The organism is Microcystis ichthyoblabe FBCC-A1114 (assembly GCF_050500245.1).
GTDB classification, from domain to species: Bacteria; Cyanobacteriota; Cyanobacteriia; order Cyanobacteriales; family Microcystaceae; genus Microcystis; species Microcystis ichthyoblabe_A.
The window spans coordinates 2,772,496-2,788,546 of record NZ_CP191408.1; the positions used below are offsets into that span (position 1 = coordinate 2,772,496).

General features: G+C 40.7%; 16 protein-coding genes and 1 pseudogene. 9 read left to right on the forward strand and 8 right to left on the reverse strand.

Annotated elements, in window-relative coordinates; all coding sequences use genetic code 11:
- Window positions 1–316: 316 nt before the first annotated feature.
- Window positions 317–3,532: a type ISP restriction/modification enzyme gene (locus ACQY1Y_RS13260; protein WP_430012922.1), complete on the reverse strand. Its 3,216-nt coding sequence runs from the start codon at window positions 3,530–3,532 to the stop codon at window positions 317–319.
- A gap of 174 nt (window positions 3,533–3,706) precedes the next feature.
- Between ACQY1Y_RS13260 and ACQY1Y_RS13265 the strand changes: the two genes are divergently transcribed.
- The 5 genes from ACQY1Y_RS13265 to ACQY1Y_RS13285 all read left to right on the forward strand — a co-directional run bounded on the left by ACQY1Y_RS13265 (window position 3,707) and on the right by ACQY1Y_RS13285 (window position 7,137).
- Window positions 3,707–4,423: a DUF433 domain-containing protein gene (locus ACQY1Y_RS13265; protein ID WP_430012923.1), complete on the forward strand. Its 717-nt coding sequence runs from the start codon at window positions 3,707–3,709 to the stop codon at window positions 4,421–4,423.
- On the forward strand, window positions 4,420–4,842 hold the full coding sequence (locus tag ACQY1Y_RS13270; RefSeq protein WP_002793510.1) for a hypothetical protein: 423 nt from the start codon (window positions 4,420–4,422) through the stop codon (window positions 4,840–4,842). The genes ACQY1Y_RS13265 and ACQY1Y_RS13270 overlap by 4 nt, the downstream gene beginning before the upstream one ends.
- Before the next feature lie 254 nt (window positions 4,843–5,096).
- Window positions 5,097–5,333 carry a 50S ribosomal protein L28 gene (gene rpmB / locus ACQY1Y_RS13275; RefSeq protein WP_002732080.1) on the forward strand — a complete coding sequence of 79 codons (237 nt, stop codon included), beginning with the start codon at window positions 5,097–5,099 and terminating at the stop codon, window positions 5,331–5,333.
- Between the two features lie 144 nt (window positions 5,334–5,477).
- Window positions 5,478–5,744: a photosystem I reaction center subunit PsaK gene (gene psaK / locus ACQY1Y_RS13280; protein ID WP_002734065.1), complete on the forward strand. Its 267-nt coding sequence runs from the start codon at window positions 5,478–5,480 to the stop codon at window positions 5,742–5,744.
- Between the two features lie 256 nt (window positions 5,745–6,000).
- Complete coding sequence (locus ACQY1Y_RS13285; RefSeq protein ID WP_430012924.1) at window positions 6,001–7,137, forward strand: amino acid ABC transporter permease; 1,137 nt, start codon at window positions 6,001–6,003, stop codon at window positions 7,135–7,137.
- Between the two features lie 31 nt (window positions 7,138–7,168).
- Here the strand turns inward: ACQY1Y_RS13285 and ACQY1Y_RS13290 are convergent, their stop codons facing one another.
- Both ACQY1Y_RS13290 and ACQY1Y_RS13295 read right to left on the reverse strand, forming a co-directional pair.
- Entirely contained in the window at window positions 7,169–7,414 is a 246-nt protein-coding gene (locus ACQY1Y_RS13290; RefSeq protein ID WP_004157920.1) for a hypothetical protein, read from the reverse strand.
- A gap of 58 nt (window positions 7,415–7,472) precedes the next feature.
- On the reverse strand, window positions 7,473–8,648 hold the full coding sequence (locus ACQY1Y_RS13295; protein ID WP_430012925.1) for a DUF4336 domain-containing protein: 1,176 nt from the start codon (window positions 8,646–8,648) through the stop codon (window positions 7,473–7,475).
- 58 nt (window positions 8,649–8,706) lie between these two features.
- Here ACQY1Y_RS13295 and ACQY1Y_RS13300 point away from each other — a divergent pair, with 58 nt between their 5' ends.
- The 3 genes and pseudogenes from ACQY1Y_RS13300 to ACQY1Y_RS13310 all read left to right on the forward strand — a co-directional run bounded on the left by ACQY1Y_RS13300 (window position 8,707) and on the right by ACQY1Y_RS13310 (window position 10,556).
- A complete protein-coding gene (locus tag ACQY1Y_RS13300; RefSeq protein ID WP_430012926.1) occupies window positions 8,707–9,972 on the forward strand; it encodes a YcjF family protein in 1,266 nt (421 codons plus the stop codon).
- Between the two features lie 227 nt (window positions 9,973–10,199).
- Window positions 10,200–10,283, forward strand: a pseudogene (locus ACQY1Y_RS13305) (BrnT family toxin); the annotation flags it as partial.
- Window positions 10,284–10,340: 57 nt separating this feature from the next.
- Window positions 10,341–10,556: a hypothetical protein gene (locus ACQY1Y_RS13310; RefSeq protein ID WP_024970209.1), complete on the forward strand. Its 216-nt coding sequence runs from the start codon at window positions 10,341–10,343 to the stop codon at window positions 10,554–10,556.
- A gap of 104 nt (window positions 10,557–10,660) precedes the next feature.
- On the opposite strand, the gene cdd is transcribed toward ACQY1Y_RS13310, so the two are convergent.
- From cdd to pheS, 5 genes are all read right to left on the reverse strand, one after another.
- A complete protein-coding gene (gene cdd / locus ACQY1Y_RS13315) occupies window positions 10,661–11,062 on the reverse strand; it encodes a cytidine deaminase (RefSeq protein ID WP_430012927.1) in 402 nt (133 codons plus the stop codon).
- Between the two features lie 615 nt (window positions 11,063–11,677).
- A complete protein-coding gene (locus ACQY1Y_RS13320) occupies window positions 11,678–12,805 on the reverse strand; it encodes an NAD(P)/FAD-dependent oxidoreductase (RefSeq protein WP_430012928.1) in 1,128 nt (375 codons plus the stop codon).
- Window positions 12,806–12,879: 74 nt separating this feature from the next.
- On the reverse strand, window positions 12,880–13,194 hold the full coding sequence (locus ACQY1Y_RS13325; RefSeq protein WP_235614745.1) for a DUF4870 domain-containing protein: 315 nt from the start codon (window positions 13,192–13,194) through the stop codon (window positions 12,880–12,882).
- Window positions 13,151–14,338 carry an RNA-guided endonuclease InsQ/TnpB family protein gene (locus ACQY1Y_RS13330; RefSeq protein ID WP_430012929.1) on the reverse strand — a complete coding sequence of 396 codons (1,188 nt, stop codon included), beginning with the start codon at window positions 14,336–14,338 and terminating at the stop codon, window positions 13,151–13,153. Before ACQY1Y_RS13330 ends, ACQY1Y_RS13325 begins: the two co-directional genes overlap by 44 nt.
- 157 nt (window positions 14,339–14,495) lie before the next feature.
- Window positions 14,496–15,500: a phenylalanine--tRNA ligase subunit alpha gene (gene pheS / locus ACQY1Y_RS13335; RefSeq protein ID WP_002732180.1), complete on the reverse strand. Its 1,005-nt coding sequence runs from the start codon at window positions 15,498–15,500 to the stop codon at window positions 14,496–14,498.
- Window positions 15,501–15,741: 241 nt separating this feature from the next.
- On the opposite strand from pheS, the gene ACQY1Y_RS13340 reads away from it, so the two are divergent.
- Window positions 15,742–16,035 (forward strand): RNA recognition motif domain-containing protein, encoded by a 294-nt coding sequence (locus ACQY1Y_RS13340; RefSeq protein WP_002731511.1) that lies wholly within the window; start codon window positions 15,742–15,744, stop codon window positions 16,033–16,035.
- Window positions 16,036–16,051 lie beyond the last annotated feature (16 nt).

Sequence of the window (16,051 nt, forward strand, 5' to 3'; positions counted from 1 at the left end):
AAAGGAAGAGAAACCCTAATAAATATAACCTAGAAGACGCTTTATCTGTGGTTGAAACCTGCGATAAAATATCAATCTAGGGTTTGCGGCAAAAAGTAGGGGCGAAGCATTCGGATAGAAAATCTACGGTTTCACCGATAGGTTATTGCCCGAATGCTTCGCCCCTACAGGACGCGGGCCGATGAAAACCCAAGGTTTTGAAGCACGATTCTCTCAAAATCTTGCACCTGTACTGATTATTTATTCTCCCTTTTACCTCTCCCAATATGTAGCCTACAGTCAACGGATTTAGTATTAATCTTCTCTCACTGGTGGCTTAACTAAAGGGGAAACCACCATATTTATTGATAATTATATCTATAGTTTCCATAATTGCGATCGATTCGCCCAAAATGGAGATAATTTGTTGATAATGTTCTAGGTCGTCGTAGCTAAGGTGGCGACCTTTGCGGTCTTTTAGCCACTTCTGACACACTTGATAACCGCCGATATAAAAGTTCCAAATTTGGGGCGGAATCCCCGCAAAATACTGGTCAGAATTAATCGAAATTTGTTGTTTATTTTCGTCGTATTTCACCTGTTCGACTAGATTAGAACCCGCCACGGGATAGCTACTAATTTCTTTTCCCGTTGCTTTCATCAGGTGTAACTGTACTAATCTGTCACCTTTTTTGACTAATTCCCAGAATAATTCTTGATTACTGGTGAGAGGAACACGAGGAAAGTCTATTTTTAAAAATTCGGCGTAACGTTGGCGATATTGGGGAGAGTGAAAGACCGCATAGATATAGTTAAAAATGTCTTCTGGTCCAAAGGTTTTCTTTTCGTCTCCTTTGCCATCACTGATAAATTCTAAGTCAAGTTTTGCCGAAAGTTCCTTAATAAATTCTGGCGCTAGATTGGGACGGCGAGACATTCCCATGTCTTTCTCTGCCTGAGTTTCAGGATAACAATATAATGGCATAGTGTATCCTCTTTCTCTACTTTTGTTTGAAACATAGGAATCGTCTGTAAGCTGATTAGTAATTAAAATATGTTGCCAAGTTTCACTGACTATTTGTCTGCATATATGAAATCCTAAATTATTTTCTTTTAGGTGACGCATAGTATCAATTCTTGCTCTACAGTGAAACCCACCTGAATTACCTGTATAATAGGTATATCTTTGATCAAAAGGTCTATATGAAATGGGTAAGAGGTTATCTTTAGATAAATTTGATTGCTTAACATCTTTCTGTGCTAAATCTATCTTCCAATCTTGAGAATCTTTACCTAAATTATACTTAATTCTAGCTTCTTCTGGACTGAGATTGACAAAATCATTGATTATATCCCAAATTTCTTTTTCACTCCATTGAATTGTTAAACTATCTCTAGCTGTGACGATACCAACACTATTAACTGGCATAATTTCAGTAATCTTCCAAAATTGATCATATTCCGAGCGCAGATTAATATTCTGAGGTTTAAATAGATAAAAAGGAGAATCAGGTTGTAATTCTTGCCAAGAAGTAGAATAAAGATCATTTTCATCTAACCAATGATACTTACCACCGACAATAACTTGATTCTCAATCATCTCTCTTTTGCCCCATAAATCAGCATGATAAACTTTAGCTAAATTTGAAGAAATATTGTGATATTTAATAAAAATACCAATAGCTACACCTTGCTGAATATCAAACACATTTTGATCGGGTGAACCGTCGGGACAGATTTCTTTTTTCTTACTGTTGCCGTGTAAATCGAGGATATAAATATCATCAAAAGTTTTTAATAAACTTTGACGCATTCCCCGAAAAGTTGGGTTATCCAAATAACCATGATTAGTAACAAAAGCTAAAATTCCGTAACCAGTTTTCTCGATGCGCCATTGACTAAAGCGAATAAATTTGACATAATCATCATTTAACCATTTGGGATTTTTTTCGCCTAAAGGTTGCTCATCTACTTCAAAATAACTAGCAGTTTTTTCTCCAGAAATAATATCTTTTCCCTTCAATAATTCCTTAATCCATTCTCCTGTATTTACGGAATGTCCAGAGTAGGGAGGATTACCAATAATCACCATAACAGGATGTTCTTGCTTAACACCTTGCGCTGACTCTGCTTCATCGCGAATGCGATTTAAAAAACCGTCAGCAGGGGGAATTTGAAAAGCTTCCTGTAGGGTGTTAGTGAGATAGATTCCCAAGCGTTCATCGGCACTAAAATCATAGCCTAATTCCTGAAGTTGTAAACCTAATTTCATGTGTGCCACGGTGTAGGGAGCCATCAGTAATTCAAACCCAAAGAGACGGGGTAATAAATGTTTACTGACATAACTAGACCACATCCCTTTCTGTTGACGAAAACTATCATAGATATGGTCGATAACAGAGTGTAAAAAAGTGCCAGTTCCCACAGCAGGATCGAGAATCAAAACTTGGTGAACTTCCTGAGTTTCTTGGCTATTATTAGGATTTTTAATCGTAATTTTTTTAGCATCGGCCAAACCTTTAGGAATCTGAAACTTATTTTTTAGAATATAGTCCACACTGCGAACCATGTAAGAAACCACGGGTTCAGGGGTATAATAAACCCCCCTAGACTCACGCATTTTGCTATCGTATTCTGCTAAAAAAGTCTCATAAAAGTGAACCACAGGATCCTGCTTGCGCGTGCGTTTTCCAAAGCTGCTAAGAATACCATCCATGTCGGTTTGTTGTAAAATAGTGGCTAGAGTATCCACGGCCCAAGTAATCCGCTCATCTAATTCTGTACCAGCAATTTGATGAAAAATTCCCCGCAAAAAAGGGTTAGTTTTCGGTAGTCGAAATGCTGCCGTTTCCCTGGAAAAAGAACTTATTTGATCCGTATTACAGCGTGCTGCGAATAAACCATAACAGATTGTTTGTGCATACATATCCGCAAACTGCGCTTCATTGAGATCACTAATTAAAACTCGTTGAAAAGATTGCAATTGTTGCCGCAACATTCCCCCGCAATCTTGATCTTTTAAAGCTTGGCCGATTGCGTCTCTAATTAACTGCGCTAAAGCGGCCATTTTTTTCGCTAATTCTCGCGGTGTTGTTATCTGAATAACTTTTGAGAGGAAAAACTGACAGAACAATTGTTCTACTTGTAAAATACCCTGGGAATCAGGTTTAATTTGCTTTTTTTGATTAAGACTTGCCACGGCAGCTGATAGACGCAATTCTCCCGATACATACCAACGAAATTCTAAATGATCGGTGATAATTAAATTACCCAAAGCCTGTAAATAACGTTTTATTTGGGGAGTATTTTCAACCTTTTTGAGAGAAGTTCCGATATCTTTTGCTTCCAGATGGCCAATTTCTACTATACCCTGATTAATCACAAAATCTGGAGCGCCACAAGCAATCCTTTTGGGTTCATTGAGAGCTTGTAGGTTATTATTTAGGGATTCAATTAATTTTTTTAAAGCAGGACGATAACTGTGTTCTGTGGCCTTACCCTGTTGATAAATGCCTGTGATTTCCTCTAGATATTTTGGCAGTGAGTTACTCATTATCAGTGTTGCATACAAACGTTCTTCTCTAGATAAAATATAACCTCATTTGCCCCCAATGTCCACTGAGATGCCCTCATCCTGCTTTATCCCTATCCTCAAGGATACCAAAATTAGCTAGAATGAAATAATAGGCGATAATCTCATCTCAACAACTTCACCAAAATATTAACGATGGTCAAAGCATCATCTCCCTTATCTCTAGAGCATCTCTATCATGTTCCCACCTACACTATAGCCGATACTGCGCGCTATCTCCATATTCCTTTGCCCACTCTGAGAACGTGGGTACGAGGACGCACCTACCCCACAAAAAAAGGACAAAAAGAGTTTTTACCCCTCATTCAACGACCTAATCTGAATATTCCGCAACTTTCCTTTACTAACTTAGTGGAAGCGCACGTTTTAAGAGTTATTCGCAAAATTCATAACATCCCTCTCGATAAAGTTAGACTGGCCCTAGACTATATTAGTGAACAATTTAACACCGATCATCCTCTAGTTCAAAAACAATTTAGTACCGATGGAATTGACCTTTTTATTGAACAATTTGAACATTTAATTAATGCCTCCCGTTCGGGACAATTGACGATGAAACAATTCTTAAATAATCTCTTAACTCGTATTGAATGGGATGAACAAGATATCGCCACACGGCTTTTTCCCACTATCGACATAAATGGGGAAGACTTCAGCAATAAAGTCCTAAAGATAGATCCTAATATTTCCTTCGGAAACCCCGTGATCACAGGAACAGGAATTCCCACTAAAGTTGTCACAGAACTTTATGATGCGGGGGACTCTATAGAAGATATTGCCAATGATTATAATTGTCAACCTTGGCAAATTGAAAAAGCGATTTTATTCGAGTCCAATTGGCAAGCGGCATGACCTATCAATACACCTATTTTATCGACCGCGCTTTAGGAAAGTCTATCGGTGAAGCTTTGCAAGAAATAGGGGTTAAAATTGAATTTCATCATGCCCATTTTGCGCCAGATGCACCGGATACGGAGTGGCTACCTATTGTTAGTCAAAGAGGATGGATAGTATTAACTAAAGATGTAAACATTGGTAGAAATATTTTAGAAGTTCAACAGATAGCCCGTTATCAGGCTCAAGTATTTGTTCTAGTTTCTGGCAACTTACCTCGTCAAACCATGATTAATATTTTTGTCGAAACAATCGATAAAATCGAAAAAATAGTTCAAGGTAATCAAGCCCCTTTTATCGCCAAAATATACCAAGATTTTCAAGTAAAATTGTGGAAAAATAAAAATGAATTAACCAGAATACTAGAAACTATGTAAAACTTATTAAAATATTTTTTATTCAGTAAAAAATTACAGCTAAATTTGTTGACAATATTCTCACCATTACCTTTGAGGCAATTGTCGAAATTGTCTGAGCAGTGAACCGGTTTAATCAACTTCTTAATCCCCCCACTTGCTGTTAAATTTATCTCCGTTCACTTCACCCAGGGGAAGGGGGGGACTTCTGGCGAGATTTGAGTTAAACTAGAAAGGTTGACTATTGACAAACATCGATCGCACAGGAGTAAATTATGTCTAGAGTCTGTACTATGACGGGGAAAAAGGCCAATAACGCCTATGCGGTGTCCCACTCCCACCGTCGCACCAAAAAATTACAAGAAGCTAACCTACAATGGAAAAGAGTTTGGTGGTCGGAAGGCAACCGTTGGGTAAAACTACGCATCTCCACCAAAGCTATCAAAACCATTGAAAAGAAAGGATTAGCCGTCTTCGCTAGAGAAGTAGGCTTAAACTTGAATTTGTACTAAGCGAGTAGTTCGGAAGTGGAAACGAATCGGCTGTATGGTTGACTCCTCTGCTTTTGATTATTAAGTATTGCAACAGGGCGTGATGTGGGGTGAAAACTACCTTTAAGATTAAAAACTTAAAACGACCTGTTCAGGAGAATTTCAATGTACTCAACCCTATTAATGGCCGCCACCGCCGTGCAAGGTTCCAGCGAATGGAGTCCCAAAGTGGCGATTGTCATGATTATCTGCAATATTCTCGCTATTGCTTTCGGTAAAGCGACTATTAAACAACAAAATGTCGGTCCTGCTTTACCTTCCCCCGCTTTATTCGGTGGTATGGGATTAGGCGCTTTACTGGGTACTACCAGTTTTGGTCATGTCCTCGGCGCCGGTGTCATCCTCGGTCTCTCCCGTCTGGGGGTTATCTAAATATTTTTTGATTTTCTCAATCGGTGGCCAAAAGTCACCGATTTCTTTTGTGAAAAATTAACAATTATCCAATCAATATGACTGGGTGCATCTTATCTTTGTGACTTTCTCTCACATATAGGTTAGCAGCAGAAGTTATTAAAAGAGGGCGAATGCCATTCGCGCCTACAATAATATTATCGTGCCAATGGTAGGGGCGCATCGCGTGCGTCCAAATGTAATATAGATATTTCGACAAAATTGAGATGAACCCATTATGACCTTACCTCAAAAAAACTCTTTTTGGTACGATGAGCGATTTCAGAAGATTTTTTTACAGGTAATTATCCTGCTAATTGTCTGCCTAATTTTCTGGTTTTTGGGTCGCAATTTAGTGATTAATTTCCAACGCTTACGCTTAAGTTTTGGCTTTGGCTTTCTCTTTGATACTGACCGACCAGCCTCTTTTGCTATTGGTGACTCTCCTATTGCCTACAGTCCCACCGATACCTATTTTCGCGCTCTTTTGGTGGGATTAGTTAATTCCCTCCGCATTATGATTACTGGCATATTTTTGGCGATTAGTCTGGGAATAGTCATCGGGTTAGGTCGCTTGTCGGATAATTGGTTAATTCGTCAGTTAGCAACAATTTATGTGGAAACTATTCGCAATACTCCCCTATTATTACAATTATTTTTCTGGTATTTTGCTGTATTTTTGAAACTGCCGAAAATTGAGGAATCTTTAGAGTTTTTTGGCAGGGTATTTTTAAATAACTCAGGAGTCTATTTACCTTTTCCCGCTAATAGTTTCAGGACATGGTTAGCCTTAGCTATCATTATTTTAGGAATAATTATCTCAGTATTTTTATACCTAAAAAATAAACTTAGTTTATGCCTAACTAGCCTACTAATCCTAGTTATAATTCCCCTAATTTGGGGTTTACAATGGCAAAGTCCCCAAGTTAATCCTCTTAATCAAAATATTGACTTCGGTTTACATCTTTCTTCCGAGTTTGCTACTCTCCTAATCGGTTTAACTGTTTATACAGCTGCCTTTATTGCGGAAACGGTACGGGGAGGGATTCAATCGGTTAATCGGGGACAATGGGAAGCAGCTAAAGCCTTGGGATTAAAACCTTTATTAGTAATGAGATTAGTGATTTTTCCCCAAGCTTTGCCGGTGATTATTCCTCCTTTAACTAATGAATGTTTAAATCTGGTTAAAAACTCTAGTTTAGCGATCGCTATCGGTTATAATGATATTTATGCTATCTCTAGTACCATCGCTAATCAGACAGGAAAAGCTGTAGAGATGTTAATAGTAGTTATGGCCACCTATTTATTCTTTAATCTGGTGATTTCCTTGACTATGAATCAATTAAACAAACGGGTAAAAATTCAAGAAAGGTAGCCTAATGCACCAGAATTTAGCGATAAATTAATTAATGAGCATTAGCAGAATATAAAGCGGTGATAATTGCTGTCACCGCAGGACTAAGACTAGATAAAACCACCACAGAAGCGGTGGCAATGATGATAGTAGTAGCCATTCTCACCATACCATCTGTACCTTTTTGATAGGCATCAAATTTATATTCTAAGCGGTCAACTTTTTGACCAAGTTCTTCTCGCAATTGAATCAACGCTTCTCTGATGTCATCATTACTGGGATTTTCGGGAATTTGCATGACCTTGATTAGCAATCAACTAACAACCGCATACATTATAGCAGTTCTTAGCCATAAATTACAATTTTTTATCAGGAGGAGGAGTCAATCGCCAGCGCACTAAAAAACTATCAATACTTTCTAAACATTCCAAGTCATCTTTAGGTAAATAAGAATCTTTTAACAAGAAAGAAAAAGCCTGGCGAAACTCTTGCCTATCAGCTTGAATTGGACTAGCAAAATGACAAGGAATAACCTGTTTAATCGGCCATTGGGCAATTCTATCAACCCATTGACTAACCTCGTCAGTATTGCGATTAAGAATCAAAGTTTGCAAAATTGGCGCGACTATTAACCTACCCTCGCGACGCAAATTTAAAAAAGTCTTTTGCCAATCATCCCCCCATTGAAAAGGGAATAAACCAAAATAGGCTTTTTTACTCTTTTCCTTAGCAGTAAAAGCATCTAGAAAGACCTTAATCCAATTGGGAACAGCTAAAACAGGAGGTTGAAAATAAAGAGCAAAAAGACAAATTCTTTGCCAACCCCGACGGCGATTTTCTGGGGTATCCTCCACCAGATCCTTAGCCGTATTTTTAGCGTGAAACAGCAGCGGATAGGGGTCTAATTCTAAAATAGCGGGAGGATTTTCTGGGATAGAAATAATGCCATCGGTTAGCAGCAGAGTTTGAGAGTAGTGATGAAAAAAAGCCACTTCCGAGAAGTACCCCACATTCAGATCAATTGCGGGTAAAATTTCATAACTAAAATCTTTTCCTAAAGGAGTAGTTGTCGAGTCAGCAGGTAAAATTTCCGTTCGTTTTGCCGGTAAACCCAACCAACTCAAAGGTAAATTAAGAGGAAAACTCCATTGATTAGGAGCAACATAAACTATAGCCTTAGGAAAATAACGGGCAAAAGGACCAACAAAAACCTTATGTTCAATCCCAGAAATCGTAGGCAAAATAATATATTTAACTTCCCCGTGTTCACTTTCCAACTCACGCATTAAGCGAATACATTCCGGAGTCGGGGCCACAGGTGCATAAACAAATAAACCCCCGGATGCTAACCTAATTACCGTCATGCGAATCGGCACAACCACATAGAAAATACCCTGCAATTGCTCAAATGTCCAGAGCGTATCTTTCACCACTTCTTGGCGAATTGTCCGTCTTTGACCGTAGGGATAAAGTGGTACAATTGGCCAGAAAGGCCATGATAAGTCTTGCGGGGTTATTGCGGCTTTTGTCATCGTCTGATTCTATCGCTGAAAATCTCTATTTTAGTTATCATAAACCCTTCTAATCCCCATGACTGATAAACTGCCCATTGATTCTTTGGTCAATACTTGGAATAGTCTCACGGGGGAAGTGATGAAAAGACTCCCCATCGACCAGTTGACTAATACTGTCCTCCAGTGGTTTAGTGTCAGTGATAGTCAAGTAGCGGAAATTTTAGAAAAAGTCCGTCAAGAATTACCCACCACCGAGGCGCTGTTAATCGGTAAACCGCAAACGGGAAAAAGTTCGATTATTCGGGGAATAACGGGAGTTTCGGCGGAAATCGTCGGGCAAGGTTTCCGTCCCCACACCCAAAACACCCAGCGCTACACCTACCCCGCAGAAGATTTACCCCTGTTGATTTTTACCGATACGGTGGGGTTAGGAGATGCCTATCAACACACAGAGACGATAATCGCGGAATTATTGGCAGATTTAGCTGAAAATACGGGACGCGCCCAGGTTTTTATCGTGACGGTAAAAATTGATGATTTTGCCACCGATAGCCTTCTGGAAATTACCAAACAACTGCGGCAAAAATATCCTAAAATCCCCTGTTTACTGGCTGTAACCTGCCTTCATCAGCTTTATCCTCCTAATATCGCCGATCATCCCCCTTATCCTCCCGATTTCGAGGATATCAATCGCGCCTATCAAGAAATTAAAGAAATTTTTAAGGATTTATATGACAATTCTGTGCTAATAGATTTTACCCTAGAGGAAGACGGTTACAACCCTGTTTTTTACGGTTTAGAGGCATTTAGAGACAATTTAGCTGATTTATTGCCAAAAGCTGAGGCTAACACCATCCACCAACTTTTAGATCGGGAAACCAGCGATAAATTAGGCCATCTCTATCGGGACGTGGCCCGACGCTATATGTTAGCCTTTTCCGTGATAGCGGGAACCTTGGCGGCGATTCCCTTACCCTTAGCGACTATGCCCGTGTTAACCGCCCTACAAGTGTCAATGGTGGGGGTTTTAGGCAAATTATACGGTCAAGTCTTAACCCCATCCCAAGCCGGCGGAGTCGTCAGTGCGATCGCTGGCGGCTTTTTGGCCCAGGCCATCGGTCGGGAATTAGTGAAATTTATCCCCGGTTTTGGCAGTGTCATCGCCGCTTCTTGGTCTGCTGCCTATACCTGGGCCCTAGGAGAGGGCGCTTGTGTCTATTTTGGCGATTTAATGGGGGGTAAAAAACCCGATCCTAAGAGGATTCAAAGGGTGATGAAAGAGGCTTTTTCTGCTGCCCAAGAAAGATTTAAAAATGTCGCTACGGGAGGAGATAAAATCTAGTTATTAGCCCCTTAATTGTTGGAGATAAAGCAGCCTAAGACAAGTAGCATATCTTCAAGTTAGCGAGATTTTAGTAATATTTGTCAGCTTTAGCCCCACTGGAAATTTACTTGTGCTTCTGAACCAGATCTATGGTTCAATACAGTTGAATATATTACGTTCAAGTAATAGACAAAATATATCAAAAATGTGCCATCAGTTTCAGTGAGTAGCAGTATAATGGCTTTATGCAGTTTGACTGGGATAAAAATAAGGCAGAACGCAATCTATCAAAGCACGAAGTCTCAATTGAGGAAGCAAAAACTATTTTTGATGATTCTCTCTATGTTGAATTCTACGATACAGATCATTTAGAAGGAGTTGATATTATGTTAGTTAAAGGAATTAAAAAAGGCAAAATTATTGAGTTATTAGAGGAAGTTGATTTTCCCGATAATGAAGAGATATTAGTAGAAATTAGAGAGGTTAATGATTTTTGGTCAGCCTTGCAAGATTTTAGGCAAAGGGTAGATTTGGCAAGTCTTGATGATGATACTTTTGATAATTTACGGGACAAGTCAACGGGGAGAGATGTTCATTTATGACTCTCAAGTATTTACTAGATACTAATGTTTTGTCAGATCATGGCTCTTATACCAGTTATCTTAGCCGTTGTTGTAGTACCTTGAACCCTATACTTTACCCACAGTTAAAAACGAAAGGAAAAAGGCAGTAAATCCGAGAGATTAAAACAATAATTTTGCTGGGTTCCACAGACAATAATCTCTGCTTGCGGTGCTAATTCGGCTATCCATTGACGACAGGCTCCGCAGGGAGTTAACTGACTAATATCATTCTTCCCATCGATACAGGCTATAGCGATCGCCCGTACTTCTCGATCGCCCGCTGCGATTATTTGCGCTAAAGTTGCCCTTTCCGCGCACAAACTCAAGCCATAACTAGCGTTCTCCACATTAGTACCAGCATAAATCTTTTTATTTGTCAAGACCGCCGCCCCCACCCGAAAACGGGAATAGGGAGAATAGGAAAGTTTCGCCACTTCCCGAGCAGTGTCACAGAGTTGTTGTCTTTCTTGTTCAGATAGGGTCATCGGCTGCCGATAGCAGGGAGTGGGGAATTGGGGAATTGTGGAAGTGGGGTGTGGGGTGTAGGGTTTAGGGTGTAGGGTGTGGGGAGTTTTCTCAGTGAACTGATAACTGATAACTGATAACTGACTCCTAACCCAATGGTAGATGTTGGATTGTTGCGAGAGTTCTATTTTCCGACAAAGATAAGCAAAAATTATTTATTGACTGCAAAAACTTGAGAATATTTAAATTAACATTCCGCAATATTTATAAATTCTTAAGAATTAATTGAGAAAGATTTTTATTTAACAACGATGTTATCAAGGTTACAGCGATTTGATAGAATTTCATAATGGGTTTTTCTGTGCTTTTTTGGGCAGCAGTGGTTGAAACCCTTGCCATACCTAGAAGGTGATCCTAATCAAGACGGGTAAATCAGTCAATTTCACCCACAACGATGATCTTTTTTTTATGTAGTTTTATTGCAAAAAAAAAGTTTTTTTGACAAAAAGCACAAAGTATGATATTAACCCAACGTATTTCTGGCTGCGAGTAATTATTGTAGAGAGGGGAGAGGGGAGAATAAATAAAAATAATCCCCTGACTCGGAGAATACTGACGACCGACTCCTAACCCCATCAACAAACTTTTTCAGCCAACCCTAACTTATCACTTAACATTTCCCTGACGATTTTAGCGGTAGCAGGGGCCAATAAAACCCCGTTGCGGTAGTGTCCCGTGGCCAGAATAACGTTATCGTATCCGGGCAAATATTCGATGATGGGAGCGGATTTTTTCTCCGGTCGCGGTCGCTTACCGGACCAAGTACGCACGATCGCACCCGCAGCCAAAGAGGGACAAAAAGTGATCGCCTGTTGATACACTTGCTCTAATAGGGCAGTATCGGCGATAATTTCGCCCTTTTCGTCCATAAATTCCACCGTTGCTCCAATCCAGTATTCTGCTCCGGCCAAAGGCAGAATATGCAGGTCATTTCCCGTTAAAATCGGCTTAAAATCGGAACTTTCTAAGGTTTGCGTCAATTTTATCTGTAAAGCTTGCCCTAAAACCGGTCGGATCTCCACTGGATGGGTAAGAGTTTCAGTTAAAGCAGTGGAACCGATTCCCGCAGAAAGAATCAAAAAGTCGCTTTCCTCTATACCATTAAAACTATAAACGTGGGTGCATTGCCTCAAATTAGAGCCATGAAGCTCTGTCTTCCCAAAATTTTCAACTTTTACCCCAAATTGACATTTAACCCCCCTTCTTGCCGCAGCAGTGACGAGAGCCTCCGTGAGCAGGACTGGGTTAATTTGATGATCACTGGGAGAATAGATAGCACCCTGGAGATGATCGCTGGCCACTTGGGGACATTTTTGGTTTAAAGTCTCTTTATCCCAGATTTCTAGACAATATCCCTGTTCTTGGCGTATTTGGGCTAACTTGCGCCAATTTTCTTCGTCTTCGGCACTCGATCGCAGTAGGACAATACCATCACGGTTACAGGGAATAGTCAGTCCGGTGAGGGATTCTAGCTCAGGAAGGAGGGTTTCGTAACGTTTTAAACTTTCTTGCCGCAGTTTCCAGGCTCTACCTTTAGTTTTATGGCTGATAATCCCCATTAAAATCCCTAAAGCTGCCCCGGTTGCTCCTTGTCCCGGTTTTTTTTCATCGATGAGGGTAATTTCTAATCCTTCGATGGCGCTTAATTCGTAGGCAATGGTAGCCCCCACTATCCCCGCACCGATGATGACAATTTTAGTCATAAACTCCAGAGGCTATTTTTCTAGTGGGAATAGGACTAAAAAAGGGTTGAACAGGTTTCAACCCCGATAATTAATTACAGAACCCGGAAAATAAAAGGATAACGGAAAACCTTATAAGCATCTTTCCAGACTTGCAGGATAGCAAGAATGGGAAGAACAATATTCACCACAGCAAGAATCGGTAAGAGCAAATAACCGATTAAAACCCAAACCAGAATCCCAGCAATTAGGTAGTATAACCACATATTCAGGTGAAAGTTTAAAGCTTCTTTGGCGTTTTCCTTCACCGTTCCATCATCAGAATTGACATCCTCACCGCCGTAAACGGACGGCGATTCCCAAACCTCACGATTTGAGTTTCTGCTTCTTTCCCGAAGGATTTTTCGCACCTGCCTTAACAGATTTACTCTGTTCTGGTCTTATGGTCGCTCTACAGACTGACACCGCAAGCCCTGCGGCCAAAATATTTTTACTGGCGTTAATATCTCGGTCATGGTGTGTCCCACAGTCTGGACAATCCCATTCTCGAACATTTAACGGCATTTTCTCAGCAATATACCCGCAATTACTACACCTTTTAGAGCTAGGAAACCATCTATCTATTTCGATGTAATTTCTGCCATACCAACGGCATTTATAGGCTAATTGTCGAGTGATTTCTCCCCAACTAACGTCAGATATTGCCTGAGATAACTTGGGGTTTTTGACCATATTCTTGACGGCTAAATTCTCAACCACAATCGTTTGGTTTTCCCGAACTAATTGAGTGGTTAGCTTATGTAAATGGTCTTTTCTGCTATCGGTGATTTGAGCGTGAATCTTGGCTACTTTGATTCTCGCTTTTTCCCGATTTTTTGACCCTTTCTGTTTTCTAGAAAGGCTTTTTTGGGCCTTTCGCAGTCTCCGATAATGTTTCTTAAAATGCTTGGGATTAGATACTTTATCGCCATCGCTGGTAATCACGAGGCTACTAATTCCTAAGTCAATTCCAATGGCTTTATCTGTTACTGGTAATGGCTTAATTGTTGGGTCATCAAATCTTATTGAGATATGCCAACGTCCACAAGGATGTAATCTGACTGTTACTGTACTTGGTTCACAGCTTTCTGGGATTTGTCTTGACCATCGAATAGGTAAAGGTTCTGTGCATTTAGCTAAATAGATTTGTCTGTCTTTAAATTTAAAGGCTGACTTGGTAAATTCGGCACTTCCTCCCTGATGTTTTTTCTTAAAGTTAGGATACTTAGTACGACCAGCAAAGAAATTAGTAAAAGCTGTTTGTAGGTGTCTTAACCCTTGTTGTAAGGGTACACAGCTAACTTCGTTTAAAAACTCTAATTCTTCTTGTTTTTTCCAATCGGTTAGCATTGAAGAAGTTTGAGCGTAGCCTACTCTTTCTTGCTTTTCGTACCATGCTTGTGTTCTGAGATGGAGAGCCTTATTGTAAACTAATCTTACACATCCCAAAGTGCGCCGCAATAGCGACTCTTGTTCGGGTGTTGGGTAAAATCGGTAAGAATAGGCTTTTTCCATGTCTCACATTTTAGCATATATCGTGTAAATGCGCTAATATTTAACGGTAAAGCCGTCGTAAAACGGCGGGGTTTCCGACCCAAATTTTCGATGACAAGCCACGGATAGGAGTCTTTTTTTGGTTAAATCTTCACTCTTGACCATCGGGTTTATCCCCCTAAAATTGGCGGAGAAAGCGGATATCGCTATTATAACAACGGCGAATATCGTCTATCTCATGTAATACCATAGCAAATCTTTCCACGCCAAAACCAGCAGCAAAACCCGTATAGATTTGGGGGTCATAACCGACTGCTTTTAAGACATTGGGATCCACCATACCACAGCCCATCACCTCCAACCATTTGCCTTTCCACTGCACATCTACCTCGGCCGAGGGTTCAGTAAAAGGGAAGTAGGAAGCGCGGAATTTAACTGGTAAATCGGCCCCAAACATTTGCTTAAGAAATTCTTTAATTGTTCCTTTCAAATCCGTAAAAGTTAATCCCCGGTCCACCGCTAATAATTCCACTTGATGGAAAACCGCGGAATGGGTTGCATCCACGGTATCGCGACGATAAACCCGGCCCGGGGCCACAATCCGAATCGGGGGTTCGTGACTTTCCATGTAGCGAATCTGCACCGGGGAGGTATGGGTCCGCAATAAACGACCATCCCTCAAGAAAAAAGTATCCTGCATATCCCGGGCCGGATGGTCAGCAGGGATATTTAAAGCCTCAAAATTATAATAATCGCTTTCTACCTGCGGCCCAGTGGCGATGCTGTAACCCAGACCGACGAAAATATCGATCATGCGATCAACTGTGCTATTTAAGGGGTGAATTCGCCCTAAAGGACGGCTAAGAGCAGGTAGGGTGACATCGAGGGTTTCCGCCGCTAATTTCGCCTTAATTTGGGCATTCTGGAGACTTTCTCGCTGGGATTCCAGCAGCGATTGTACTAATTCTTTTACCTCATTAGCGATCGCACCGAGGCGCGGTCTCTCTTCGGGGCTTAATTTGCCCATTTCGCGTAAAATCTGCGATAATTCTCCTTTCTTACCGAGATAATTCACCCTTAGCTGTTCTAAGTCTTCTAGGGTTGTTGTTTGTTCGATGGAATTTTCCGCTTTCCCTGCCAGGGTTTTTAGGGCAGTTTCGATCGGATGGGGGGATAAACTCATAATTAGGGCATTTTATAGGGCAGCATTCTAGTCTAGTTTATCTGCTCCGGTGGCGGGAGCGGCAGCATCGATCAAAGCTAATAGCTATGTGCTAGGATGGAAGTTGAGAATAAAAGTCGGCACTGCGGCTCGTTGTCAGTATTAATGGTCAAAGCGTTTCTGTTTAGTATTGGTTCAGCTAGTTCCCGAAATCTTCGTTCTCTACAAATCTGTTGTTTTTATCTGTGCAAGGATAGGTTTTATGTCAATTTATGTTGGTAATCTCCCCTTCGAGGTTGACCAAGACGACGTAGTTGAGGTTTTTAAAGAATACGGTAAAATTAAGCGCGTTCACCTCCCCATGGATCGGGAAACGGGAAAAAAACGCGGGTTCGCTTTCGTGGAAATGGAAACCCCAGAGGAAGAAACGAAGGCTATTGCCGCTCTTGACGGCGCTCAATGGATGGGGCGAGAATTAAAAGTCAATCAAGCTCGTGAAAGAGAACCCAAATCTTCCTTCGGTGGTGGCAATCGCAATCGAGATCGTCGCTACTAATCCCCAATCGTAACCA

Bases quoted from the DNA above. Each gene is read 5' to 3' on its own strand.
- ACQY1Y_RS13260 (WP_430012922.1), bottom strand. From the start codon at position 3,532: ATGAGTAACTCACTGCCAAAATATCTAGAGGAAATCACAGGCATTTAT.
- ACQY1Y_RS13265 (WP_430012923.1), top strand. From the start codon at position 3,707: ATGGTCAAAGCATCATCTCCCTTATCTCTAGAGCATCTCTATCATGTT.
- ACQY1Y_RS13270 (WP_002793510.1), top strand. From the start codon at position 4,420: ATGACCTATCAATACACCTATTTTATCGACCGCGCTTTAGGAAAGTCT.
- rpmB (WP_002732080.1), top strand. From the start codon at position 5,097: ATGTCTAGAGTCTGTACTATGACGGGGAAAAAGGCCAATAACGCCTAT.
- psaK (WP_002734065.1), top strand. From the start codon at position 5,478: ATGTACTCAACCCTATTAATGGCCGCCACCGCCGTGCAAGGTTCCAGC.
- ACQY1Y_RS13285 (WP_430012924.1), top strand. From the start codon at position 6,001: ATGACCTTACCTCAAAAAAACTCTTTTTGGTACGATGAGCGATTTCAG.
- ACQY1Y_RS13290 (WP_004157920.1), bottom strand. From the start codon at position 7,414: ATGCAAATTCCCGAAAATCCCAGTAATGATGACATCAGAGAAGCGTTG.
- ACQY1Y_RS13295 (WP_430012925.1), bottom strand. From the start codon at position 8,648: ATGACAAAAGCCGCAATAACCCCGCAAGACTTATCATGGCCTTTCTGG.
- ACQY1Y_RS13300 (WP_430012926.1), top strand. From the start codon at position 8,707: ATGACTGATAAACTGCCCATTGATTCTTTGGTCAATACTTGGAATAGT.
- ACQY1Y_RS13310 (WP_024970209.1), top strand. From the start codon at position 10,341: ATGTTAGTTAAAGGAATTAAAAAAGGCAAAATTATTGAGTTATTAGAG.
- cdd (WP_430012927.1), bottom strand. From the start codon at position 11,062: ATGACCCTATCTGAACAAGAAAGACAACAACTCTGTGACACTGCTCGG.
- ACQY1Y_RS13320 (WP_430012928.1), bottom strand. From the start codon at position 12,805: ATGACTAAAATTGTCATCATCGGTGCGGGGATAGTGGGGGCTACCATT.
- ACQY1Y_RS13330 (WP_430012929.1), bottom strand. From the start codon at position 14,338: ATGGAAAAAGCCTATTCTTACCGATTTTACCCAACACCCGAACAAGAG.
- pheS (WP_002732180.1), bottom strand. From the start codon at position 15,500: ATGAGTTTATCCCCCCATCCGATCGAAACTGCCCTAAAAACCCTGGCA.
- ACQY1Y_RS13340 (WP_002731511.1), top strand. From the start codon at position 15,742: ATGTCAATTTATGTTGGTAATCTCCCCTTCGAGGTTGACCAAGACGAC.